This is a genomic window from Lelliottia sp. JS-SCA-14 (assembly GCF_035593345.1).
Classification (GTDB): Bacteria; Pseudomonadota; Gammaproteobacteria; order Enterobacterales; family Enterobacteriaceae; genus Enterobacter; species Enterobacter wanjuensis.
The window spans coordinates 1064304-1086219 of the sequence record NZ_CP141606.1 but is presented as its reverse complement, the minus strand read 5'-3'; the positions used below and the strand labels follow the sequence as shown (position 1 = coordinate 1086219).

General features: G+C 54.7%; 21 protein-coding genes. 6 read left to right on the top strand and 15 right to left on the bottom strand.

The window, feature by feature from the left end:
• Window positions 1-94 precede the first annotated feature (94 nt).
• The 3 genes from yaiA to U9O48_RS05025 form a co-directional block, all read right to left on the bottom strand.
• Window positions 95-286 (bottom strand): protein YaiA, encoded by a 192-nt coding sequence (gene yaiA / locus U9O48_RS05035; RefSeq protein WP_282492660.1) that lies wholly within the window; start codon window positions 284-286, stop codon window positions 95-97.
• A 45-nt stretch (window positions 287-331) separates the two neighbouring features.
• Window positions 332-856, bottom strand: a complete 525-nt coding sequence (aroL, locus tag U9O48_RS05030; RefSeq protein ID WP_282492661.1) for a shikimate kinase AroL — start codon at window positions 854-856, stop codon at window positions 332-334.
• Between the two features lie 270 nt (window positions 857-1126).
• On the bottom strand, window positions 1127-1585 hold the full coding sequence (locus U9O48_RS05025) for a YaiI/YqxD family protein (RefSeq protein WP_285145240.1): 459 nt from the start codon (window positions 1583-1585) through the stop codon (window positions 1127-1129).
• 97 nt (window positions 1586-1682) lie between these two features.
• Here U9O48_RS05025 and proC point away from each other — a divergent pair, with 97 nt between their 5' ends.
• Complete coding sequence (gene proC / locus U9O48_RS05020; RefSeq protein ID WP_282492663.1) at window positions 1683-2492, top strand: pyrroline-5-carboxylate reductase; 810 nt, start codon at window positions 1683-1685, stop codon at window positions 2490-2492.
• 16 nt (window positions 2493-2508) lie between these two features.
• Here proC and adrA read toward each other — a convergent pair whose 3' ends face one another.
• From adrA to U9O48_RS04990, 6 genes are all read right to left on the bottom strand, one after another.
• A complete protein-coding gene (gene adrA, locus U9O48_RS05015; RefSeq protein ID WP_324723702.1) occupies window positions 2509-3624 on the bottom strand; it encodes a diguanylate cyclase AdrA in 1116 nt (371 codons plus the stop codon).
• An 89-nt stretch (window positions 3625-3713) separates the two neighbouring features.
• The gene (psiF, locus tag U9O48_RS05010; protein ID WP_282492665.1) at window positions 3714-4034 is read right to left on the bottom strand and encodes a phosphate starvation-inducible protein PsiF; all 321 of its coding nucleotides are present in this window, start codon (window positions 4032-4034) and stop codon (window positions 3714-3716) included.
• 631 nt (window positions 4035-4665) lie between these two features.
• Window positions 4666-6081 (bottom strand): alkaline phosphatase, encoded by a 1416-nt coding sequence (phoA, locus tag U9O48_RS05005; protein ID WP_324723701.1) that lies wholly within the window; start codon window positions 6079-6081, stop codon window positions 4666-4668.
• Between the two features lie 98 nt (window positions 6082-6179).
• Complete coding sequence (gene iraP / locus U9O48_RS05000) at window positions 6180-6440, bottom strand: anti-adapter protein IraP (protein WP_282492667.1); 261 nt, start codon at window positions 6438-6440, stop codon at window positions 6180-6182.
• Window positions 6441-6674: 234 nt separating this feature from the next.
• Window positions 6675-7886, bottom strand: coding sequence for a multidrug efflux MFS transporter (locus U9O48_RS04995; RefSeq protein ID WP_324723700.1), 1212 nt, complete (start codon window positions 7884-7886; stop codon window positions 6675-6677).
• Window positions 7887-8055: 169 nt separating this feature from the next.
• Window positions 8056-8739 carry an extensin family protein gene (locus tag U9O48_RS04990; RefSeq protein ID WP_324723699.1) on the bottom strand — a complete coding sequence of 228 codons (684 nt, stop codon included), beginning with the start codon at window positions 8737-8739 and terminating at the stop codon, window positions 8056-8058.
• A gap of 108 nt (window positions 8740-8847) precedes the next feature.
• Between U9O48_RS04990 and ddlA the strand changes: the two genes are divergently transcribed.
• Window positions 8848-9948, top strand: coding sequence for a D-alanine--D-alanine ligase (gene ddlA / locus U9O48_RS04985; RefSeq protein WP_285145367.1), 1101 nt, complete (start codon window positions 8848-8850; stop codon window positions 9946-9948).
• On the opposite strand, the gene U9O48_RS04980 is transcribed toward ddlA, so the two are convergent.
• The gene (locus U9O48_RS04980) at window positions 9945-10181 is read right to left on the bottom strand and encodes a DUF2754 domain-containing protein (RefSeq protein ID WP_285145244.1); all 237 of its coding nucleotides are present in this window, start codon (window positions 10179-10181) and stop codon (window positions 9945-9947) included. The genes ddlA and U9O48_RS04980 overlap by 4 nt on opposite strands.
• Before the next feature lie 248 nt (window positions 10182-10429).
• Between U9O48_RS04980 and U9O48_RS04975 the strand changes: the two genes are divergently transcribed.
• On the top strand, window positions 10430-10732 hold the full coding sequence (locus U9O48_RS04975) for a DUF2755 family protein (RefSeq protein WP_282492671.1): 303 nt from the start codon (window positions 10430-10432) through the stop codon (window positions 10730-10732).
• Window positions 10733-10735: 3 nt separating this feature from the next.
• Here the strand turns inward: U9O48_RS04975 and U9O48_RS04970 are convergent, their stop codons facing one another.
• The 3 genes from U9O48_RS04970 to U9O48_RS04960 form a co-directional block, all read right to left on the bottom strand.
• Window positions 10736-11836 carry a DUF1615 domain-containing protein gene (locus U9O48_RS04970; protein ID WP_324723698.1) on the bottom strand — a complete coding sequence of 367 codons (1101 nt, stop codon included), beginning with the start codon at window positions 11834-11836 and terminating at the stop codon, window positions 10736-10738.
• Between the two features lie 14 nt (window positions 11837-11850).
• Window positions 11851-13071, bottom strand: a complete 1221-nt coding sequence (gene sbmA, locus U9O48_RS04965) for a peptide antibiotic transporter SbmA (protein WP_324723697.1) — start codon at window positions 13069-13071, stop codon at window positions 11851-11853.
• A 113-nt stretch (window positions 13072-13184) separates the two neighbouring features.
• Complete coding sequence (locus tag U9O48_RS04960) at window positions 13185-13718, bottom strand: isochorismatase family protein (RefSeq protein WP_324723696.1); 534 nt, start codon at window positions 13716-13718, stop codon at window positions 13185-13187.
• A 203-nt stretch (window positions 13719-13921) separates the two neighbouring features.
• On the opposite strand from U9O48_RS04960, the gene ampH reads away from it, so the two are divergent.
• Window positions 13922-15079: a D-alanyl-D-alanine-carboxypeptidase/endopeptidase AmpH gene (ampH, locus tag U9O48_RS04955; RefSeq protein WP_285145248.1), complete on the top strand. Its 1158-nt coding sequence runs from the start codon at window positions 13922-13924 to the stop codon at window positions 15077-15079.
• Between the two features lie 4 nt (window positions 15080-15083).
• On the opposite strand, the gene U9O48_RS04950 is transcribed toward ampH, so the two are convergent.
• Window positions 15084-15710 carry a helix-turn-helix domain-containing protein gene (locus U9O48_RS04950; RefSeq protein WP_282492676.1) on the bottom strand — a complete coding sequence of 209 codons (627 nt, stop codon included), beginning with the start codon at window positions 15708-15710 and terminating at the stop codon, window positions 15084-15086.
• A 91-nt stretch (window positions 15711-15801) separates the two neighbouring features.
• The gene (locus U9O48_RS04945) at window positions 15802-18627 is read right to left on the bottom strand and encodes an autotransporter outer membrane beta-barrel domain-containing protein (protein ID WP_324723694.1); all 2826 of its coding nucleotides are present in this window, start codon (window positions 18625-18627) and stop codon (window positions 15802-15804) included.
• Between the two features lie 462 nt (window positions 18628-19089).
• On the opposite strand from U9O48_RS04945, the gene hemB reads away from it, so the two are divergent.
• A complete protein-coding gene (hemB, locus tag U9O48_RS04940) occupies window positions 19090-20064 on the top strand; it encodes a porphobilinogen synthase (protein ID WP_100777467.1) in 975 nt (324 codons plus the stop codon).
• A gap of 131 nt (window positions 20065-20195) precedes the next feature.
• Entirely contained in the window at window positions 20196-21896 is a 1701-nt protein-coding gene (locus U9O48_RS04935; protein ID WP_324723693.1) for a lysophospholipid acyltransferase family protein, read from the top strand.
• Window positions 21897-21916: the final 20 nt, after the last annotated feature.

Below are 21916 nucleotides of genomic sequence, written 5' to 3'. Positions count from 1 at the left end.
CCCACTGTAATAACTAAATATTAACCCTCACTTAACATTATCGTTGAGTTAAAAGTGTGATTCAGACACGGTTATGGTGGATTTCAGATTTGTATCAGGACTTATCGGGATCTTCGTAGCGGCGTTTGGCATCCAGGGCTTCCTGCTCGCTTTCGTGTTCGCTGATCAGGGAGTCGGGTTTGGGATGATCCGCACGCAATTGATACCAGGTCACGGTTTGGGTACCGGTGCCTTTTTCAACAGTGACAATGCGTGCTTCGCGTGGGTATGGCGGTCTGGTTGGCATAGTTCATCCTTTTTACGAGGGCTAAACTATGAGTATAGACGCCAGTTAGCTGGCGCAAGCCAGACGCAGGGCGGTAACAATCTGATTTACGACCTGTTCCGGCGAGAGCGAAGCGTCGATCACGTGGTGCGCCGCTTCGCGGTACAGGGCGTCGCGCTCGGCGAGAATTTCGCTCACCTCTTCGCTGATGGGCTTTCCGGTGAGCGTCGGGCGCTGCCCCTCTTCCGGGAAGGCTTCCAGGCGCTCTACCAGCGTAGAAACTGGCGCGCACAGGTAAATCACAATCCCTTTCTCGCGCATAAACTGGCGATTACGTTCTGCGAGGATGATCCCACCGCCGGTGGCGACAATGGTCGAAGGCGCGGTGACAGCTTCCAGGGTTTCAGACTCACGCGTGCGGAAACTCTCCCAGCCTTCTTTTTCGACGATCTCTGCGATGGTCTGACGAGCGTGCGTTTGCAGCCAGTGATCGGTATCGACAAACTGGCTGTCACTCACGCGCGCCAGTTCGAGGCCTACGGTTGTTTTTCCGCAGCCACGGGGGCCAACTAAAAAGATGGGTTGGGTCATAGCCTGGTGTTCCCCTTGATACCGCGAGGTTGCGGCGTGTGATGTCAAAAAACGAGCAATAATACCATTAAACTAGTACGCAAGGTAACTGTAAAAATTGGATTACAACAAGAATATGTTTGCATGACAGAGAGCGTGATGAGTGAGTTTAGCGCGCAGTCTCTGTAAAGAAATCATTGCATAAGCGGGTGCGTCAACTTTACTGCAAAGCATCAGGCGATGACAACCCTGCGGTTGCCACACTATACCATAAATCAGCAATGCTTATCATTACGCGTTGCGGCGCTTCACTTCCAGCAGCCACTTATCCAGCTCAGCGGCGAACTGCTGGCGGTCACGTTGTGAGAGCGAATCCGGCCCACCGGTCTGCACCCCGCTCGCGCGCAGGGTATCCATAAAATCGCGCATCGTCAGTTTTTGGCGGATCGTGGAGGGCGAGTAACGTTCACCGCGCGGATTCAGCGCCGCTGCGCCTTTCTCCAGCACTTCTGCTGCAAGGGGAATATCGGCGGTGATCACCAAATCTTCAGGGCTGCACAGGCGCACAATTTCGTTATCCGCCACGTCGAATCCGGCCGGGACGCGCATTGAACGAATAAATTTCGACGGCGGAATGCGCAAATTCTGGTTTGCGACCAGCGTCAACGGCATCTGCACGCGCTCGGCCGCGCGGAATAAAATCTCTTTAATGACATTCGGACACGCATCCGCATCCACCCAAATCGCCATAGTTTCTCCCCTGGATGACATTGGTGGCTATTGTCGCCTGCTTTTCGTTGTTAAGCTATAAATCAGAACTCACAACGCATCATAACGGAGAGACGTGATGGACAAAAAAATCGGTTTTATCGGCTGCGGCAATATGGGAAAAGCCATTCTCGGCGGTCTGATCGCCAGCGGCCAGGTGTTGCCAGGGCAGATTTGGGTCTACACCCCGTCACCGGATAAAGTCGCCGCGCTGCGTGATGAATACGGAATTAACGCTGCCGAAAGCGCACAGGAAGTTGCCCAGATTGCGGATATCGTCTTTGGCGCCGTTAAACCTAACATCATGATCAAGGTTCTGAGCGACATCACTTCCAGCCTGAACAAAGAGACCCTGGTGGTCTCCATCGCCGCGGGTGTGACCCTCGATCAGCTCGCACGCGCTCTCGGCCACGATCGCAAAATTGTCCGCGCCATGCCAAACACTCCGTCGCTGGTCAATGCAGGGATGACTTCCGTCACGCCGAACGCGCTGGTGACGCCAGAAGACGTGGCCGACGTGCTGAACATTTTCCGCTGCTTTGGCGAAGCCGAAGTGATTGCCGAAGCGATGATCCATCCGGTGGTGGGCGTCAGCGGCTCTGCGCCCGCTTATGTGTTCATGTTTATCGAAGCGATGGCCGATGCCGCCGTGCTCGGCGGAATGCCGCGCGCGCAGGCCTATAAATTTGCCGCCCAAGCGGTGATGGGCTCCGCGAAAATGGTGCTGGAAACGGGCAAACATCCGGGCGAACTGAAAGATATGGTCTGTTCACCGGGCGGCACCACCATCGAAGCCGTGCGCGTTCTGGAAGAGCGTGGATTCCGCTCGGCGGTGATTGAAGCGATGAACAAGTGCATGGAAAAATCAGAGCAACTCAGTAAGTCCTGATGAAGCGCGCCGGGCGTCAGGCCGCCACTTCGGTGCGGTTGCGTCCGGCATTTTTCGCTTTGTACAACGCCACATCCGCCGCTTTTAACCACTCCCGATAGTGACAAAACTCTTCCGTCAGAGGGGCCACCCCGACGCTGATCCGCAGTCGCACCTGCGGCGCGCAGGGCAGCGTTAAGACCGCCAGCCGCTCATGCACACGAGACATCGCCGCGATGGCACTTTCCGCTGGCGTGCCGCTCATGATCACCGCAAATTCATCTCCGCCAAAGCGCCCAATCATATCCCCGGCGCGCAGGGTTAACTGCAGCTGTCGCGTGACGGCGATAATCGCCTCGTCGCCCACGTCGTGGCCCCAGGTGTCGTTGATACTCTTGAAATGATCGATATCGATAATCAGGATCGCCGCTTCGCGATGAGCGCGCCGACAGGTGTCGTACTCATTGCGTAACAGGATCTCCCAGTGGCGGCGGTTGAATACTCCGGTCATGCCATCGCGGGTGCTCATCAACTCCAGGCGGCGCTTGTGCTCTGCCAGCCGAATCGCCGTCTGGTAGCTCACCCAGGCAAAAAACAGCGGGTAGAACACCATCACCGGCAACGCCAGCCAGAGTTCCAGCGGGGTAAGCGTAAAGCCAGGAGATACGCCGGTAAGCTGTAGCGTCACCAGGGCTGCAATTGTCGTCATGATTGCACCAGCAGTGAACAACCGGATCCCGCCCGCCCCCATGGTATTCATGCCGATCAGAATGATGAGAGCCGCGGTGGGCAGCACATTCACCCCTGTCAGCCCAATCCAGACGCCTGCGACTATGGCATCAGCCTTTAGATTGTTCATCTCACTGACGCGCGGATCGGCGGCGCGATAGGCCAGCTGCCAGGCCAGATGCGGCCAGACGAACGCCCATCCGACCAGCAGTAACCACCAGCCTCCAGGCGGAGCTTGCGCCACCAGGGCCCCGGCGATCGGGAAAAACATGGCCGCCAGCCCGAAGATACGCGGCAGTCGAACGCGCCGCGCAAACCGGATACCGGAACGGTGATGGTCATCCTGAGAAAGGCCCTGCTGCCACTCTTCTCGCGTGACGTCTTTATTGTAAAAGTTTTCGTCATTCATAATTTTTGGGAACATTCTGAAACATTTCCCAAATTATAGAGAGGGGTGTTGCGGGGAAAGTATGAAATTTCGGGTGAGTCGGCGTGGCCGCTCACCCGTTAGGACTACGCCGCTTTCTTCAGGCAGGCGCTCATAAACTTGCTGCGGTCTTCGCCTTTGAGGGACTGTTGCGTGGCGAGGCCGTTACATTCACGCATCTTTTGCTGCTGAGGCGTCAGGCTCTTTTCGCCCGGTTTCGAAGCGCTGTTTTTCAGGCAATCACTCATGTAGGTTTTGCGCGCATCGCCTTTCAGCGTCTGGGCTGTCGCCTGTTGATTGCAGCTGGTCATCCGTTGCTGCTGAGGCGTAAGCGTTCTCTCGGCGGCAGACGCGACAGACATCAGAAGCAGAGAAGAAAGCAGGGTTACAGCGAGGGTCAGTTTCATAGCACCATCCTTTTGTGAAGGTTCACACTAAGTCTGGTTCGTGGCGGGAAAAATACCACCCGGCGGAAGTAATACTGGTCAGTTAAGCATCTGAGGTTATTCCGTTCACCTTATGTTCAGCAGAATATAAAACCTGTATCACCTGTGAACGTGACAAGGGGGCTACGCGGCCCCCTTGTCATCTGGCCTCCAGTTCGCCGATTTCTGCGGGGACCCACACCGGTGCCACATTCAGACGGCTGTAAAGCTGGAGGGAGCGTGAGTCCGGCTGAAAATCGCCGAAGCGTTTCCTGGAGGCCGGGTCGAGGCGCAGGGAAGCGCCGAGAGGGTGCGACCTGCATGGATGCAGGATCGCGCCCGACCCGAAAGCCGCAAGGAATAAGCTAAGGGCACCGCGAAGCGGCGATTTTCCTGGCCGGGAGCCGGGGTTGCCAGGGTGGTGGCGATTGAGCCACCCTGGCACGTTCACCGCAGAGTGATAGACCGGAAGCAGAGGAACGAAAGTGAACGGAACAATTCCACTGATGCCATAAAGGTCCTGGAACAAGCAACATAATGAATTTAAATTCATTATGTTGCTTAACTGACTGGTATTACACCCGGCGGAAGGGGATTTCCGCCGGGCGATAGGTTATTTCAGACCGAGAGCAGCTTTCATGGTGTAGAACAGATCCGTTTGATCCGTCAGGCCCACCACGTTCGCAGCATGTGGGCCATACGCGGCGATACGCAACTGCGTTCCGGTATGTTCCATTGAATCGCCTTCTGAGTTGCCGTAGCTCATCACCATCACCGCACCGTCTTTGGTGTTCAGCGCCTGGGTCAGGCCTGGGGCTTTGGTATCAGGCGCCACAATCTGGCTGGCGTGGGCGTGGTCAGCGGTGACGACGACAAGGGTGTTACCGTCTTTCTTCGCAAACTCAAGCGCCTTCTGCACGGCTTCGTCGAGATCGACGGTTTCGCCAATCTGACCGCACGGATTGGCCGCGTGATCCTGTTTATCGATCGACGCCCCTTCCACCTGCAGGAAGAAACCTTTCTCACCCTTGCTCAGCAGGGAGATGGCTTTATCGGTCATCTGCGCCAGCGTAGGGACGCTGTCGTCACGTTTCGGGTTTGGCGTACAGGTGACAGCAGGTTTGTCGATGTTGCCGTGGTAAGAGGCTTTTGGCCCTTCCCAGCGCACCGGCATATTGCCGTCCGAGAACAGACCGAGCAGCGGCTTATCCTGACCCGCTTCGGTGATAGCCGCCAGTGAAGCGGCATCGCTCACCAGCTGATAACCGCGCGCCTGCGCCTGTTCACGCAGGGTTTTGCTCTGCCACTCGCCCGCCGTCGCGGTTTCCGCGAAGGTTTTCGCCCCGCCGCCGAGCGTGACATCCGCGCGGGCGTTCAGCAGCTGTTCGGTGATGGATCCTTTACCGCCCTTTTCCAGCGCGTTGGTCGGGCATTTTTCGCTGGTGACGGACGGGCCATAGCATTTACGCGAGGTCACGTGCGAGACCAGTGCAGCAGGCGTGGCATCCTGCAGTTCAGCGGTAGAGACGTTGCCCGTTGCCAGCCCGGCGGCTTTCGCCATCTCGAGAATGGTCTGGTGATCTTTTTCGTGAATATCGACGCCCAGCGCGCCGTTATAGGTTTTCACGCCGGTGGTCCAGGCCGTGGCGGAGGCGGCGGAATCGGTGACGTAATCCGGTTTACCGGTTTTTTTGTCCAGCGCGTAGTGGGTGTATTGTCCGGTCAACGGCAGTGCATCGATGCCTTTAAAAAAGCCACCGGCCCCTTCGGCATAATTTCGCGCGGCGGTGATTTCGGAATCACCCATCCCGTCGCCAATCAGCAAAATAATATTTTTAGCGGGTTTGTCATTCAGGGATGCACGCAGCGCTTCGGTTTGATCCTCTGTCAGGCGGCGCGCGCCACCCGGCTGCGTGATATCACCCTGGGCTGCACGATTATCCAGCACGTGGGTATTCGCGGTGTCAGCATAAATGGCTGGGGTAAATAATAACGGCATTAATGCGATGAAAAGTGCGCTCTGTTTCACTTTATTTTCTCCATGTACAAATACATAAAAAATAAACAGAGCGACTATAGGCATACCAGATGACAAATCTATGACAGGCTTTTAGATTCTGTGACAGATTAACTGCGTGGATGCCGCAACAACTTTTTTACGTATTGCTGTAGCATTTCGCTATCCTGAACCGGCACTTGAGAGTCGGGCCTGGCATCCTCCAGTGCGCCCTCGATACTTCGGATCAGCGTCTGCTGATCGTGCTGCGCCATTTGCCGTAACAGGGCAGTGACGACGATTTCCAGCGCTTCAACCTGGGCAACCAGTTCTTTTGACTCTTCTTCCTTTTGGGCAAGCTTAACCAGCAACTCTGCAATGAGATTTTTCATCGAGCTATTTCCTTATCAGGTTTTTGCTGACGGTATCATTACGGTTGAATAATGCAAAGAGGCGAAAAGTATTATCTTTATGAAAAAACACGCTATGTCGCAAATAACGATGATTTAATGCCAGCGAAACGTTTTGCTATTATAAAAAGTGATTGCCTGGCGGCGAATTATTAGAAAGCAGACACCATTATTTTTGATAACAATGGCCATGTCTGCTTAATACATAATATATCTTCAGTTAACACTATTCGCCGCTTTCTGACGGCGGCGGCGCAAGGCAATTGCCAGCTGAATCACGTTGATCAGCACCACCACGGCTGTCGCCGCAAATACCCAGCGGAATCCTGCCATCGCCGAGACGGTCGCGCCCATCAACGGACCGGCGACATTCCCCAGATACATAAAGGACTGGTTATAGCCGAAGATGCGCCCGATCACCTGATCGCTTGAGTATTTCACCAGCAGCGTTTGTACCGCGGGCAGCATTGCCCCATCGGCAAAGCCAAGCAGGAAACGCAGGACGCCGAGCTGGAACGGCGAGGTAACGAAGGACATCGCGAAAAACAGCACCACGGCGATAATCAGCGTCGCCATTAATATCCGCGCCGTGCCGATGCGATCCCCGAGCTTGCCCAGACGCGGGGCCGAAATCAGCGCGGACACGCCGGGCACGGCGGCAATCATGCCGCTGAGAAAGGCGATATTGTTGCTGTCCGGCGCCATGGATTTAATAAACAGCGCCAGAATCGGCCCGATCGAACCGTTGCACAGCTGAATCACCATGGTGGTGATAAACAGGCTAATCATCAGGCCGGGATACGGCAGCGTGGCGAAGACCGCTTTGCCGCTCAGACGATCGGCTTTACTGACGGTCGGCCGCACGCCCTCTTTAATCAGGAAGAAGGTCACCAGGAAACTCACCACCAGCAGCATCGCGGTGATGAAAAAGACCGCCCGCAAACCCACATGGTCAGCCAGAAAACCGCCCATCAGCGGGCCGCCAATCACGCCGCTGATCTGCGCGGTGGAAAGGGTACTGATCGCCCAGCCGCTGCGCTCCCGCGGAACCTGCGAGGCCACCAGCGCCATGGCGTTAGGAATATAGCCGGAGGTCAGGCCCATCAGGCCGCGCAGTAAAAAAAGCTGCCAGACGTTGGTCGCGTAAGCCTGGAGCAGGATCGCAATCGCCATCCCGAGTGAAGCGCGCAGGAGCATCAGCTTGCGCCCTTTGCGATCCGCGAGGCTGCCCCACATGGGCGAGACAATGGCGGAAACCAGGAAAGTGATACTGAAGGTCAGACCGGACCACATCGACAGCGCTTCGTGCGACGTCACGCCGAGCTGGGAAACATACAGCGGCAGGAAGGGCAAAATCTGGCTGATAGCAAGACCGGTGAAAAAACAGCCAAACCAGACCGAGATAAGGTTTACTTTCCAGGATTCCATAAGCGGCACAATCTTCATTTTTAGGCGAATTCGCCGACAGATTAGCAAGTTACGTCACATGACGTGGAACCAGAGATGCGACGGCGCACATTTTGGTGTTTTATCTCCCCAGTCATCATATTTGTGAAATAAGTCACAAAGTATCCTCTTTCGACTGGTGAAATATGCTTTAACGACAGAGGCCAAACCCGCGCATGCCGAGATGAAAATGGTTGGCGTGCGCGGCGTTATACTCCGGCCCTAACCCGTTGCCGTAATAGTCACAGCTGGCGCTCAGCAACGCCTGCAGCCAGGGCTGCGTTTTTTCGTTTCGCCAGCCGGTAAGCACTGTCACCCGCTGGCCGTCCGCCAGCTGAAAGCCGCTGATATCGAGCGCATCGGCGCTGGCGTGTTCGCTGCGGCGCGCATCAGGTCGGTGATAGATATTGCGACAGGCAAAACTCCCGAGGTGCTCAACGCGCGTCAGGTCGCTGCCCATCATCGTTTTGGTCAGAGGCCGCGCCTGCTGCTGGATAAACAGCGCGGAGCTCAGGGCCAGCGGACAGCTGGCGATAAAACTGCTGCTTAGGGTCACGGGGCCGAAATTGCGCACCCGCACCACGTCGCTCAGGGGGCAATCCCCTGCGCTGTTGGCCATCGCCTGCGTCTGGATCAGCCGTTTCTGGTTCGCCTCTGACAGCAAACGAGTGCAAGCCTCGGGCGTCAGGCGGCGCAGCTTAAACTGGCTGATTTTCCCCGGCGGATCGTCGAGACTTAGCGGCACAAAAGGATTGTAATACGACGGCAGCCAGCGATACCCCATCGCCGCCGCTCCCGCGAGAATCACACAGATAAGCAGACTTTTCCCTCGCACATTCCCTCCTCTTTTCCACCTCAAAACATTATGGCAGAAGGCGGGGAAACCCACCGGGCATCGTGGTATGTTATAGGCTTTGATGAGTCGGACTGGAATAAAGTGAAGATGGCGAAGCAGCGGGTAGGAATTGTTTTTGGGGGAAAATCGGCAGAACACGAAGTGTCACTGCAATCGGCCAAAAATATCGTTGATGCGATTGATAAGAGCCGTTTTGATGTCGTTTTGCTGGGCATTGATAAACAGGGCCAGTGGCACGTAAACGATGCCAGCCAGTACCTGTTAAATGCCGACGATCCGGCACATATCGCGCTCAATCCATCGGAAATCAGCGTCGCCACCGTACCAGGTGTGGTGCAGGGCCAGCTGATTAACGCGGGCAATGCCCAGGCGCTTTCGCAGATTGACGTCGTCTTCCCAATTGTGCACGGCACGCTGGGCGAAGACGGTTCCCTGCAGGGGATGCTGCGCATGGCGAATCTGCCGTTCGTCGGATCGGATGTTCTCGGCTCCGCCGCCTGTATGGACAAAGACGTGACCAAGCGCCTGCTGCGCGATGCCGGCCTGAACATCGCCCCGTTTGTGACGCTCACCCGCGCTAATCGTCAGCAGCACAGTTTTGACCAAATCACTTCCCAGCTTGGCCTGCCGTTATTCGTTAAACCGGCGAACCAGGGCTCTTCCGTGGGCGTCAGCAAAGTGACCAGCGAAGCGCAGTTCACCGAAGCCGTGCGTCTGGCGTTTGAATTTGACCACAAAGTGGTGGTTGAACAAGGGATTAAAGGCCGCGAAATCGAATGCGCCGTGCTGGGCAACGATTTCCCGCAGGCCAGTACCTGCGGCGAAGTGGTGCTGAACAGCGATTTCTACTCCTACGACACCAAATACATTGATGACAAAGGGGCACAGGTTGTGGTCCCGGCGGTGCTGGATCCCGAAATCAATGACAAGATCCGTGCGATCGCCATCGAGGCCTATCAGGCGCTCGGCTGCGGCGGCATGGCGCGCGTCGACGTGTTCCTGACGGCGGAGAATGAGGTGATTATCAACGAAATCAATACGCTGCCTGGCTTCACCAATATCAGCATGTATCCAAAACTATGGCAGGCCAGCGGTATCAGCTACCCGGATTTGATTACTCGCCTGATCGAACTGGCGCTGGAGCGTCACGCCGCTGACAGCGCCCTGAAAAGCTCGGTAAACGGTTAATCCGCTTTATCGGCGCTCTCAATACTTTCCGTCGTCGGCTCTTGTGGTCGACGGCGGATAATGAATCCCGCCAGCCAGAAACTGATAACCCAGGTCACCAGCCCTACCGCATAGGTTTGCCAGCCTTTCGCTTCAAATCCCAGCAGCCCGACAATACCGTTAAGAATAAAAATCAGGCCAATCGCAAAGGCGTAATAGTGCCAGTCGCGGCGTAGTTTGGCAGACAGGTTCATGGCAACTCCGACAGAATAAAAAGATATCCTCTCACAGTTTTCACACGCGGTCTGTGGCGGATACGGAAATTCTTAAATGCGAATCAATTTAACTTAAGTCAGTAAACTGTGACGCAGGACAGAAATCGATAAACCAGGAGAATTCCCTGGGCCAAATTACCACGATTCTGATATTGACAAATGTGATGACCTGTCAGACTTCACTTTGTACGACTGCAGATGGTCAGAGTGAGATATCGGAGGTTTTTATGGCAGACTTTACACTGGCGAAGCCGATTTTTGGTGATAAAAAACCAGGAACCTCCACGTCGGGAAACATCGCCTACGCCCTGTTCGTGCTGTTCTGCTTCTGGGCCGGTTCACAACTGCTGAACATTCTGGTGCATGCCCCCGGCGTTTATGAACACCTGATGCAGGTCCAGGATACGGGCCGACCGCGCGTGGATATCGGCTTCGGCGTGAGCACCATTTTTGGTTTAGTGCCCTTCCTCGCCGGATGCGCGATCCTCGGCATCGTCGCCCTTGTTCTGCGCTGGCGCCGCTACCACTGACGCTTAGTTCAGTGACATACAGCGAGCCCGACGATCGTCGACGCGTTTTGCGAACCACGCCGTGGTGAGATTACGCGTAATCTTCGGGCTTTCGAGCTGAATGCCCGGCAAAATTTCTCGCGGCAAAGCCTTACCACTCTTCTGTTCCGCCAGCTTATAAACCTGCTGATACAGCTGCGTTTTCTCAAACGCCAGGCTGTCCCCTTTCTCCAGCTGATGGCGAATCTCGCTGTTGCTCATATCCAGTTTGATGGCCAGCTTACGCACCGCCTGTTCTGTCGTGCCCGCTTCGCTGCTGCCGTAGGCAATCAGATCGCCATCCAGGGCCAGTTTCGCCCCCGTTGCGCGATTTACCGCATTCTGGAATGCGGCGTTACGACTGGCGTACCATCCGGCGTTGAAATCGGCAAAACGATACAGCGGCGCGCTGTAGTTGGCCGGGTAGTTCAGCAGATGATATGTCCCGAACCACAATCCACCGCGCAGTGAGAACACCTCCTGGCGCACGGTGCCGTCGATTTTCCACGGATAGCCGCTGGTGTGTTTCTCGGCAAAGTCGATGCTGACCTGCATCGGGCCGCCCGTATGCACCGGATTGAGCGAGCCAAACAGCTTCTGCCCCATCGGCACCATGTCGATAAAATCATCGAAAATGGCGCTCAGCTGTTTCTCTGTTTTCACCGTATCCAGCCGTTCGCTGTAGCTTTTGCCGTTCGGCGAGGTGATTTTGAGTGCCGTATGCACCAGAAAGACCGGGATGTGCATCTTTTCCGCACGCCGGTCGATCTCTTTCCAGGCAATTTTGTTAAGACCTGGCACCGCCGGATCGGACTGATACATGGACTCCTGCTGCGCCACCGCCAGCACCGAGCAGATATTCTCCTCGGTCGGGGCGATTTTCTGACTCTCGAATGTCTTCGCGAGCACGATCGCCCAGTCGTCGCGATCCTTGACGCTGGCGGGCATTTTCTGACGCACCACGCTTGCCACATCGACAGGCTTTTTGCCCTTTTTCAGCGGCGCGGCCCCTTTCTCGGCGCATCCGGCCAGCACGAAGGCGGCCAGCAGGGATAACGGTAACGCGCGTGGTACGGCAAATGGCATAGCAACTCCCTGTTTTACCCTAATGTGTTGGTCACTTCCTGCAGGTTCTGATCGTCCAGCTCGCGTTCGAAGCTGCGCAGACGTTTATAGATCGACATCAGCTCAACCAGCGTAGTCCATGAGGCAATCAGATACTGGAACGAGCCGCGAACCTGACCGAAAACGTTAGTGATCTGGGTCATCAGACCGAGCGTAATCGTACCCGCAACAATCGACGGGAACAGCAGGAACAAACCGAAAACGTTATCGACCTGCAAATATAAAATGCGCGCAATATTAAAATACATGTAGTGGAAATAGAGACGGAAATAGTTGCGACGCACTGCGCCAAACAGTTCGCGAACGGTCGGCGGCGAGGCGCGTTCCGCGTCGTCTTCCCCATAGACCAGCTCTTTACGATAGGCGGCTTCCACGCGCTGGTTTTTAAATTCCAGTCCCGGCAGTTTAATACCCACAACCGCCAGCAGACCAGTCCCCATCAGCGACCAGACGAGGGCGGCAATCACCAGGCCGTACGGCAGGTGGCCGACAATCGGCAGATCCGGCACATGGGCCGAGAGTGTGACCAGAACGGGAAGGAACGCGATGAGCGTCATGATGGCGTTAATAAAACTCACGCCCATATCTTCCAGGGTCGAGGCAAAACGCATCGTATCTTCCTGCACACGCTGGGCGGCACCTTCGATATGACGCAGTTGCTGCCAGTGCGCCATATAGTGTTCGTTCATGGCGGTACGCCAGCGGAACACGTAGTGGCTGACGAAGAAGTTATTCATCACCCCGATAATCACCGCAATCAGCGCGATGCCGAGGAAAACACCCACTTCGTGATAGAACTGATTGATGGTGACTTTATGCGGCGAACTGAGCGCGGTCTGAATGAGATCGTAGAACGGCGCATACCAGGCGTTGACGGCGACACCCACTTCCACCAGGAACCAGGTGACAAAGACGATCAGCGAGGTCCCAAGAATCGACCAGTATTGCCAGCGATGCGGCGCATAAGTGAACCAGAAAAGAGCAAAGATGCCCACGCACAAGGCGTAATACGCATAAAACAGCAGATAACTGCGCGACCAGAATCGCGCTGCGCTGATCGGCACATCTCCCGTTGCACCGGCCAGGCGCTCAATCCACGCGCCGCCGCCCGCCTGCCAGAAGATGACGGCGATCAGCGCCCAAATAAATGCCGAGAGGAAAAAAGGCCCCGGCTTTGGGAAAAAAGACTTAAACATTGTGCTTCCTTCTTGTTGTTATGGCGTTGCTGTGTTCAACAAAATACCACACGAAAATGCCGCCACGAGCCGCTCACCGGCTCGTGCGAAAAAATAGACCTGCGGTTTATAGGTTAGTTCGCCTGCCACTCGGCGAGAATTGTTTCGGTGAGTTTCACACGCGGCGGGTTGTCCGGCGCGGTGAAGGTTCGCCAGACATCGTTATAGTGGTTAATCAGTACCTGAGCCTCTGCCGCCGGGCGATGAGCGGTGGTGTGCGCGTCCTGTGCGACGGTGATGTGATATCCCCGACTGACGCCGTTTTTGAGCGTGGTATCGACGCAATAGTCGGTCGCGCAGCCGCAGATGACGAACTGCTTAATATTCAGTTCCGTTAACAACGCGTCCAGCGACGTGTGATAAAACGCATCGCAGGCGGTTTTGGTGACATAAAACGCGCCCTCTGGCTGATGCAGTTCAGGTAGCAGCGCAAAACCTTCGCTCCCCTCTTCCAGCCCGCCCGCCTCGGTATGCTGAATAAAAATGACCGTATCTGCGCTACGCGTGAGCTGATTGATTCGTGAAACGCATTGCTCGCGCTGAATTCGCGGGGTGGCGAACACACCCTGCTGCATATCGACCACCATGACCACTCGTTTATCCGACATCGCCGTCTCCAAAAATTGAGGAACACCTGCTCCTATCATAAGCCCGATGTCACAAAACTGGAGACAGAGTGCAACGAAATTGTTCTTATTTACCCGTGGTTACGTTTTTCACGCTATCGTTATGCAATTCGGCCCATTGCACCGCGCCGTTTAGTAGTATAAATACGCATTACTTCCTTCATTCACTTCATGGATGCTTTTCGTTGAAACGTTGTCTGCTCTCTTTCGCCGCGCTGTGTGCGGTGAGCCTCACTTCTGTCCAGGCCGCCCAGCCGCTGACAGCACCCGCTTTTGCTTCTGATATTGCAGATCGCTACGCCAATCTTATTTATTACGGCAGTGGCGCAACGGGTATGGCGCTGGTCGTTATTGATGGCAATCAGCGTGTGTTTCGCAGTTTTGGTGAAACACGTCCAGGCAGCAATGTCCACCCGCAGCTGGATTCGGTTATCCGCATTGCGTCTCTGACGAAGCTGATGACCAGTGAAATGCTGGTGAAATTGCTGGATCAGGGGGTGGTGAAGCTCAACGATCCGTTAAGCAAATACGCACCGCAAGGCGCCCACGTGCCCACTTATCAGGGTACGCCTATCACGCTGGTGAATCTGGCGACCCATACCAGCGCCCTGCCGCGTGAACAGCCCGGCGGCGCGGCGCATCGCCCTGTGTTTGTCTGGCCAACGCGCGAGCAGCGCTGGAACTATCTGACGACCGCCACGCTGAAATCAGCACCGGGTGCGCAGGCAGCGTATTCCAATCTGGCGTTTGATCTGCTGGCCGATGCGCTGTCTACCGCATCGGGTAAGCCTTATACCCAGCTGTTTGAAGAGCAAATTACTCGTCCGCTGGGGATGAAGGACACAACGTTTACCCCATCCCCCGATCAGTGCAAACGCCTGATGGTGGCAGAGAAAGGGGCCAGTCCGTGCAATAACACACTCGCGGCGATTGGCAGCGGCGGGGTTTACTCCACGCCAGGCGATATGATGCGCTGGATGCAGCAATTCCTGTCGTCCGATTTCTACGCGCGAAGCAATCAGGCCGACCGTATGCAAACCCTCATCTATAAACGCACTCAGCTTCATCGCGTGATTGGGATGGACGTCCCGGGTAAAGCCGATGCACTCGGTATGGGCTGGGTTTACATGGCCCCTAAAGATGGACGTCCGGGTATTATTCAGAAAACGGGCGGTGGCGGCGGGTTTATCACCTATATGGCCATGATCCCACAGTCGAATGTCGGCGCATTTGTGGTCGTGACCCGCTCGCCAAATACACGATTCATCAATATGAGTGACGGTATTAATAATCTGGTCACCGAGCTGAGCGAAAACAAAGCTCAGGTCGTTCCCGCTTCCTGATTGTTTAATATTCCGCGGGCAAACGGTTGATGCTGACCAGTTTGCCCCGGTTCATATTAATATAATTCCCCTGACGTAATGCCGATAAAACTTCCGCCACGACGGAACGCGAAATACGCGTACTGCGCTGAATATGATTCATCACACCGATTTTAGCGCGCAAGCTTTCATCCCATTCCGCCATATCCAACAGCATCGCACGAATCTGACTGTAGGAATTATTCCCTACTAACTGCATATTTCGCTTCGCTAATATTCGGTTTATCCATGACAGCCAACAAAATGCGTCCTGCCAAAGATCAGATTGCTGAATAAGTTGGCGAGCCGTTGTCGCGGGAAGATAAAAACCGCTGCTGGATGACTGGGAAATTATCGTATATTTCTGCTGATGCTCCGTCATTCCCGCAGCCAGACCAAATATAAAAGGGTTAGTTACGATCCCGAGCAGAAGATCGTCTGGTTGACGATGAATAGCCACAATGCCTGTTTGTATAACAAAGGTGTATTGCTCTTTATCGAAGCATTCATGGTAAATAATATTCTGCGCAGAGGCTTTAAAGGGTGTGCTTTCGGCTTTCAGACAGTGTTCGAGCCGTTTAAATTCAGAAAGGGGTTTCGCATCCGGGTTCATTCAGACCTCAAGCTATCCGTACTTATCGGTTCTGTTTCATTATTATCGTTATAAAAAAAGCGGGGAGATCACTCCCCCCGCGATTCAGGCATTACCAGGTATATTTCACACCCAGATTTGCGCCCCAGTTTTGGTCAACATCACCGCCACCGAGATAGTTAGCTTCCGTGTAGGTGCTGAAGTTTTTGGTGAAGCTGAACTGAGTGCCCAGGCCTACGCGAACAGCAGAGCCTTTCACACCATTGTCGATGCTGTCACCGTTCACGTTCGCATCGTTGCTGGAGTCGTCATAAACGTACGCCAGCGTGAAGTGCGGAGTCAGAGCCTGATCGCCACCGTAGTTGAAGGTATAACCCGCATCAATACCCGTTTCATAACGCATGCTGTCGTATGACTGACCGTCCATACGCATGTCGTTGCTGAGCTGGTAACTGTCGCCAGACTGGAACAGACCCGACACGGCAGCGTACGGAGTCACATAACCAGAAGTGTTTGGTTTCCAGTCATAACCCAGTTTCAGACCAAAGCCCCAGGCATCAGAGGTGGTGTTACCGTCCACATACTGACCGTTGCTCATGGTTGCGGAGAGATCGTTATTGAAGCGAGTGTAGTTCAGGGAGCCATCAACAAAGACATTGTTAGCAAAGTACGCGGATGAGTAGATCATCGCCGTCTGGCTATCCTGATCAACCTGACCAGAGTGATCGCTCACATCGCCTTTTGCGAAGCCTGCCGCACCACCGAGGATCCATTTCGCATTGTTACCGTCAATCTGCGTATCCAGACCGACCATCACGCCGTTAACATCCTGATCGTAGTTGATTACGCCGTTATCGCCGTCGAAGTTGCCACCGAAGTAGCTCACCCATGCGCCGCCTTTATCTGCCAGGCCATGACGGCTGTTGGTCAGACGGTTGCCCACGGCATCCTGCTCCAGGTTCCAGATATTGGTGTTGGCAGAAGGAATGCTCAGCGCCATGTTGGCGTAGTCAGTCAGCTCTTCCTGATGCAGAACCACGGTGTCGCCCTGCTGCTGCGCCTGATAGGTATAGGCGCCCAGATCGGCTTTGTTGGCTGCGGTGAAGGTAGCCTGAGTATCGGCATTGTTGTCATAAACGCGAATGACTTCGTTGCCTTTATAATCAGCAACCGAACCTGCGCCTGTCGCATTATCGATACGCACTTTATAGTTGCCAGCGACTTCGCCGTTCACCGCCAGGTGACCGTCGGAGTTGAGCGCAACCACGCCGTAGTCGTATTCAGCTTTGCTCTTATCGTTGGTGGTATTGCGTGCGTTGTTCAGATCGGAGTTCAGCACATAATCACGGCTGGCCACGTTCAGCACACCGCCATCGGTCAGCACCATGTTGTGGGTATCCACCTGGCCCAGACCCAGCGCCAGTTCGGCACCGTTGTCCACGGTAATGGTGTTGGCATAGAGTTCAGCAATTTCTTCGGTCAGCGCAGCATGGCTGCCACTATCCAGATAGAGGCTGTTTGTTTTCACGATACCGGCATCACCAATGTTCAGTGATGAGTCGTTGGTCAGCGTGATGCTGTCAGCCATCAGGCGAGAGCTTTCTACATTGACCTGAGACTGGTTATTTACCGCCAACTTATCGATGTTGGAGTCATTACGCGTGTCCCACTCAGATCCATTGTCTAGCGTGACGTTGAACAGGCCGCTCTGATAAACCTGATTGCTTAAGATATGACTGTTAGCAGTGCTCTCAAGAGGATAAGGCCAGATGCTGTTTGGTGACAGAGTCGTCAAGTCAACGCCGGTATAACCGAGACCATACATTTGTTCAGTGGAGATATATTCAACATTTGAAACTGCTGCCCCCACCCACTTGCTGCCGTTGGTTAAGGTGACATCCAGTTTATCGGTACCATCCCAGCCGTTGGTAGTTGGGTTATAGGCGCCATCGTCCGTCGTGTTAGTCGCCGGGTCGCCGTTTACATAGAAGTTTTTATCGAAGGTGCTATTAAACAGAATATCGCCGGTAACCGTTGAATGATCAAACGTCGCTGTAGTTTGCATCGCGTTGTCTGAACGGTTTGATAACCTGGCGAAATCCTCAGGTGCAAGACTGTCGGAGAGATAGCCTGATGAAACAATTAAAGCCGCATTGTCTTGCGCCGTGGCATTAATTTCACCGTAGTCACTCGGCTTCGCGCTTTGGCCATAAAAACCGTCGGTTCCAAGATCGCTATAAGCACCAGAAGTCAGCACCGAATCTTTAACCACCAGCGTGTCGGTAAAGACGTGGCTGCTATTGGCAACGCCCACAGTACTGTCATAAGGCGTGTTATCCGGATAATTATAGCCCTGAGCCAGCGTAATACCCGCTACATGCGAATTATTCTGGATAACGATATCGGACTCAGTGTCCAGCGTAATGGCGTTACCCAGCGCGTAGGTATCAATATAATGAGTTTCGGTTTTATCACCATTCACTACGTCATAAGCAAAATGCTCATAGGTATCGTTGATGGTGGAATTATCTACCGTCAGGCTGAAACGATCGTATTGCTTGTGGGCAGTACCGTCCGAGTTCTGAACTTCATCGCAGTAGCCCGGCAGGCACTGAGAAGTGATCATCCCATTGACCTTGCTGTTAGAAATGCTTAGCGCATTCGCACGGCCATTGATTCCATCGTCCAGGTTGTACGTGGAAATAACACCGTTGACGATCGATTTATTGATAACCGGATAAATGTCGCCATTATGCGCGCTGCCTGAGTAATCCCAATCAGCATAACCATGATACCAGGGAGTTGTAACGGTATTATCGTAGCCGTAAGTATTGTACGTGGTGCCGGAAATATCTTTAGCATTAGCCTGAGAAGCGATAGCCAACGTGCACGCTAATGCAATTTGAGATACAACGAGTTTCTTTTTCCATGTTTGCATTGAGTCATCCCTCCTCAGGGACGTAAGCAAGTTTGTCCGTCAAAACACAAGTGCAACAAAATATATTGCGGAGCGAATTATGCAGTCTCCATTCAAAAAGGTTCAATGAATGATTCGATTAAGTCCGTTTCCAGACAATTATGGGCAATAGCCACTGAAAACATTAATAAATAAGCAAAAGACATTATAATTACAATGAATCACAGAATGAGAAAACCTTATTAATTAATATATTTCCATGAAATATAATACTTAGGAAAATACAACCAGGAGAAACAAGAAACACCATGAATAAATTAATGAAATCGTACCGCTGTCTTTAAATATAAATAAAGCCCCAGCTGCGACATTCCGCGGCACAGACCTCATCACCTCTGCCAGCAAAACCACCACTTTCGTAAAACAGCTCAGGGCCATTTCAGGTACAATACTGCCCATTGTTCTCCAGACATCAGGCATCCCATGACCGATTTAATTGCACGTCCCCGCCGCCTGCGCAAATCCCCTGCGCTGCGCGCTATGTTTGAAGAGACAACACTCAGCTTAAACGACCTGGTGTTGCCGATTTTTGTGGAAGAAGAGATCGATGACTACAAAGCCATCGACGCCATGCCGGGTGTGATGCGCATTCCGGAAAAACACCTGGCGCGTGAGATTGAACGCATCGCCAACGCCGGTATCCGCTCGGTGATGACCTTCGGGATCTCGCACCATACGGACGCGACAGGCAGCGACGCCCTGAAAGAGAACGGTCTGGTCGCGCGCATGTCCCGCATCTGCAAAGAGGCGGTGCCGGAAATGATCGTCATGTCCGACACCTGCTTCTGCGAATACACCTCCCACGGCCACTGCGGCGTACTGTGCGATCACGGCGTGGATAACGACGCCACCCTGATCAACCTCGGCAAACAGGCAGTGGTTGCCGCCGCAGCCGGCGCCGATTTCATCGCGCCATCGGCGGCGATGGACGGGCAAGTGCAGGCGATTCGTCAGGCGCTGGACGCGGCCGGTTTCACCGACACCGCCATCATGTCCTACTCCACCAAATTCGCCTCTTCGTTCTATGGCCCGTTCCGCGAAGCCGCGGGCACCGCGCTGAAGGGCGATCGCAAAACCTATCAGATGAACCCGCTCAACCGCCGGGAGGCGATCCGCGAATCCCTGCTGGACGAAGCCCAGGGCGCCGATTGCCTGATGGTGAAACCTGCCGGGGCGTACCTGGACATCCTGCGCGACATCCGCGAGCGTACCGAGCTGCCGCTGGGTGCCTACCAGGTGAGCGGTGAGTACGCGATGATCAAATTCGCCGCACAGGCGGGTGCCATTGACGAAGAGAAAGTGATCCTCGAAAGCCTGGGAGCGATCAAACGCGCCGGCGCGGATCTGATCTTCAGCTACTTCGCACTGGATCTGGCCGAGAAGAAAATCCTGCGTTGATACGCCGGTGTGCCGGGTAGCGGCTTCGCCCTACCCGGCCTGCATTCCCACCCCACGAAACTTCACCGAACTGCAATACAAACGACATCTGGAACTTCTACTGTCTGGGCAAGAGGACAGGAGAAACCACTATGTTTAGTCTCGACAGCGTTCTTGATGATCTTTGGCCTCAGGCGAGGCCCGCACCCTGGCAAAAAAGCCTGTTAAAACGACTGTTTTACGAAGAAGAGTTTCAGCAGTTCGCCGCAAAAAACCGCCACCTGAAAGGACTCGACATGGTGGAGCAGGTTCTGGAACATCTGGATATTCTCTGCACCACCTCCGCGCACGATCTCGAACAAATCCCCGAACACGGTCCACTAGTCATTATCGCCAACCACCCCACCGGCACGCTGGATGGCCTGGCACTGCTGTATGCGGTTTCCCGCGTTCGTCGGGATGTGAAAGTGGTCACCAACCGGATGCTGACGCATCTTGAGCCGCTCAGCTCACTGTTTATCCCGGTGGATAACATGGGCGGCAAAACGGCGAAATCGTCGCTCTTACAGATGGAAAACCACCTGCAAGACGGTGGCGTGCTGATCTTCTTCCCAGCGGGCGAAGTCTCGCGCCCGACGCGCAAAGGGATCCGCGATAAAAAGTGGCATTCCGGCTTTATCAAACTGGCCAGCAAGCTGCGTGCGCCGCTGCTGCCGGTCCATATTCAGGCGCACAACAGCCTGCTGTTTTACGCCAGCACGCTGGTCTCGCCGACGCTCTCGATGCTGCTGCTCATGCAGCAGATGTTCCGGCGCCGTCACAGCATCTTGCCGATAAAAATCGGTCAGCAGATTGCTTTTAACCACTGGTTTAGCGCCACCCTTTCGTCGCGTGACATGGCCGAGCAGTGCCGCCAGCACGTGATCCGTCTTGGCAAGGGATTGCCGGGCCTGTTCAAAAGCCAGTGCGCCATCGCCCGCCCGGAAGACAGGGCGACGCTGAAACGCGAACTGACGCAGGCCGAATGCCTCGGTAAAACCGCTGATGGCAAAGGGATTTATCTGTGGCAACGCAACGGGCAAGAGGATGCGCCACTCCTGCGCGAGCTGGGACGCTTACGTGAGATCGCCTTTCGCGCCGTCGATGAGGGGAGCGGCAAACGCCGCGACACCGACGGCTATGATGATGACTATCTGCATCTGATTTTGTGGGATGAAGAGGATCTGGAGATCGTCGGCGCTTACCGCTTTATGCCGACCGCCCGGCAGATCGAACAGCGCGGGCTGGACGGCCTGTACAGCTATAGCCTCTTCCACTACGACGACAACATGCAGGACGTGCTGGAGCACGGCATTGAACTGGGCCGCAGTTTTATTCAGCCGCGCTACTGGGGCCGTCGGGGTCTGGATTATCTCTGGTCCGGGATTGGGGCGTATCTGGCGCGCTATCCGCAGTATCGCTATCTGTTCGGCCCGGTCTCGATTTCCGGCGGGCTGCCTCCCGACGCGCGGGACCTGCTGGTGGCGTTTTACCGCCTGTGGTTCCCGGCCAGTCATCCTCTGGCCGCGTCGCGTCAGCCTTATCCGGCGTCGTTACCCGACGTGCTGGCGCAGTTTGGCGGCGTGGATTATGTCGAGGATCTGACAAAGCTGAAATCCCTGCTCGGTAATCTGGGCTGCGGCATCCCCCCGCTCTACAAGCAGTATTCCGAACTGTGCGAACCCGGCGGCGTGCAGTTTATCGATTTCGGCAGCGATCCGGCGTTCAACAACTGCGTGGATGGGCTGGTGCTGGTGGATTTATGCTATCTGAAGGCGAACCGGTATCAGCGGTATATCGAGGTGCATCTTTAGCTTTTTTTGCCGGGTGGCGG

What these genes read in the sequence shown, in the direction of transcription:
- yaiA (WP_282492660.1), bottom strand. Translation starts at nt 286, where the DNA reads ATGCCAACCAGACCGCCATACCCACGCGAAGCACGCATTGTCACTGTT.
- aroL (WP_282492661.1), bottom strand. Translation starts at nt 856, where the DNA reads ATGACCCAACCCATCTTTTTAGTTGGCCCCCGTGGCTGCGGAAAAACA.
- U9O48_RS05025 (WP_285145240.1), bottom strand. Translation starts at nt 1,585, where the DNA reads ATGGCGATTTGGGTGGATGCGGATGCGTGTCCGAATGTCATTAAAGAG.
- proC (WP_282492663.1), top strand. Translation starts at nt 1,683, where the DNA reads ATGGACAAAAAAATCGGTTTTATCGGCTGCGGCAATATGGGAAAAGCC.
- adrA (WP_324723702.1), bottom strand. Translation starts at nt 3,624, where the DNA reads ATGTTCCCAAAAATTATGAATGACGAAAACTTTTACAATAAAGACGTC.
- psiF (WP_282492665.1), bottom strand. Translation starts at nt 4,034, where the DNA reads ATGAAACTGACCCTCGCTGTAACCCTGCTTTCTTCTCTGCTTCTGATG.
- iraP (WP_282492667.1), bottom strand. Translation starts at nt 6,440, where the DNA reads ATGAAAAATCTCATTGCAGAGTTGCTGGTTAAGCTTGCCCAAAAGGAA.
- U9O48_RS04995 (WP_324723700.1), bottom strand. Translation starts at nt 7,886, where the DNA reads ATGGAATCCTGGAAAGTAAACCTTATCTCGGTCTGGTTTGGCTGTTTT.
- ddlA (WP_285145367.1), top strand. Translation starts at nt 8,848, where the DNA reads ATGGCGAAGCAGCGGGTAGGAATTGTTTTTGGGGGAAAATCGGCAGAA.
- U9O48_RS04980 (WP_285145244.1), bottom strand. Translation starts at nt 10,181, where the DNA reads ATGAACCTGTCTGCCAAACTACGCCGCGACTGGCACTATTACGCCTTT.
- U9O48_RS04975 (WP_282492671.1), top strand. Translation starts at nt 10,430, where the DNA reads ATGGCAGACTTTACACTGGCGAAGCCGATTTTTGGTGATAAAAAACCA.
- U9O48_RS04970 (WP_324723698.1), bottom strand. Translation starts at nt 11,836, where the DNA reads ATGCCATTTGCCGTACCACGCGCGTTACCGTTATCCCTGCTGGCCGCC.
- sbmA (WP_324723697.1), bottom strand. Translation starts at nt 13,071, where the DNA reads ATGTTTAAGTCTTTTTTCCCAAAGCCGGGGCCTTTTTTCCTCTCGGCA.
- U9O48_RS04960 (WP_324723696.1), bottom strand. Translation starts at nt 13,718, where the DNA reads ATGTCGGATAAACGAGTGGTCATGGTGGTCGATATGCAGCAGGGTGTG.
- U9O48_RS04950 (WP_282492676.1), bottom strand. Translation starts at nt 15,710, where the DNA reads ATGAACCCGGATGCGAAACCCCTTTCTGAATTTAAACGGCTCGAACAC.
- U9O48_RS04945 (WP_324723694.1), bottom strand. Translation starts at nt 18,627, where the DNA reads ATGCAAACATGGAAAAAGAAACTCGTTGTATCTCAAATTGCATTAGCG.
- hemB (WP_100777467.1), top strand. Translation starts at nt 19,090, where the DNA reads ATGACCGATTTAATTGCACGTCCCCGCCGCCTGCGCAAATCCCCTGCG.
- U9O48_RS04935 (WP_324723693.1), top strand. Translation starts at nt 20,196, where the DNA reads ATGTTTAGTCTCGACAGCGTTCTTGATGATCTTTGGCCTCAGGCGAGG.